General features: G+C 70.7%; 2 protein-coding genes. Both read right to left on the reverse strand.

The features are described 5' to 3' along the window. Nucleotides 1-32 precede the first annotated feature (32 nt). Nucleotides 33-416, reverse strand: a complete 384-nt coding sequence (locus BST14_RS28160; protein ID WP_036473426.1) for a hypothetical protein — start codon at nucleotides 414-416, stop codon at nucleotides 33-35. Further along, the gene (locus BST14_RS28165; protein ID WP_051641673.1) at nucleotides 413-814 is read right to left on the reverse strand and encodes a PIN domain-containing protein; all 402 of its coding nucleotides are present in this window, start codon (nucleotides 812-814) and stop codon (nucleotides 413-415) included. The genes BST14_RS28160 and BST14_RS28165 overlap by 4 nt, the downstream gene beginning before the upstream one ends. Between the last annotated feature and the right edge of the window lie 83 nt (nucleotides 815-897).

Raw genomic sequence — 897 nt, forward strand, 5'->3', positions numbered from 1 at the left:
GTGTGGAGGACTTGGTCTGTGCTGCTCATGGGCTACAGGGTGTCGCTGTCGATGGTGTTGTAGATGGCGTCATGGGCGAGCTGCTGGCTGCTGCGCTCAGGTAGTGCCGGGCGGCTGTAGTCCGGGCGTAGCGTGACCGGCGGTGTCGCCATAGGCGGACCGCTGTAGTAGTGGTGATGGTGGTTGATCTGCGTCAGGTGGGGGCCGGGAGCGGCGGCCTTGGCGGGAGCGCGGCGGGGATGGCGCCGGCGGCGCACACGGCGGATCTGGCGGGCGGCCACGCGGGCGGCGGGCCAGGTGAACCAGAGCGCTCCGCACAGCAGAAGGCTGTAACCGAGCGCGGCGTCTTCGGGGGCGCCGAAGAAGTGGACGGCGGCGCCGGTGAGCAGCACCGCGGCGATCAGGGCGCGTATCACGGTGAACCTCCGGGCGAAGTTGTGGTGATGTGGTGGGCTGCGGCGTCGCGGGTCAGCTCGGGGTTGTAGGTGATCAAGGTGTGGAGTCGGGGGCCGGCGGACAGGGCGGCGGCGATGTGGAGCGCGTTGGTGGTGTGCCCCGGGGCGGGGGCGAGCTCGATCGCGACGTCGAGGAGCCGGTCGGTGACTGCGACGAGGTCCAGGCCGGCCAGGACGTGGTGGGCGTGCTCGGCGGCGTCGGGGTGAAGAGTGGCCACGGTGCGCATGACGTCGGCGCGGCTGAGGGCGCACGTGAACCAGGTGGTGTCGGTGCGCGAGCGCAGGTAGTCGGCGAGGGCCGGGGACTCAGGCGTCGTGGTGATGAGTTTCATGATGGCGGTGGGATCCAGGTAGATCACGGCGGCGGGGACTGGGGGCTGTAGCGGCGGTGCGGGTGGTCAAGGATCTGGGCCGGGGTGAGGCGGGCGGGCGTGACTTCCTT

Origin of the sequence: Mycobacterium arosiense ATCC BAA-1401 = DSM 45069, assembly GCF_002086125.1 — a bacterium.
Lineage (GTDB): Bacteria > Actinomycetota > Actinomycetes > Mycobacteriales > Mycobacteriaceae > Mycobacterium > Mycobacterium arosiense.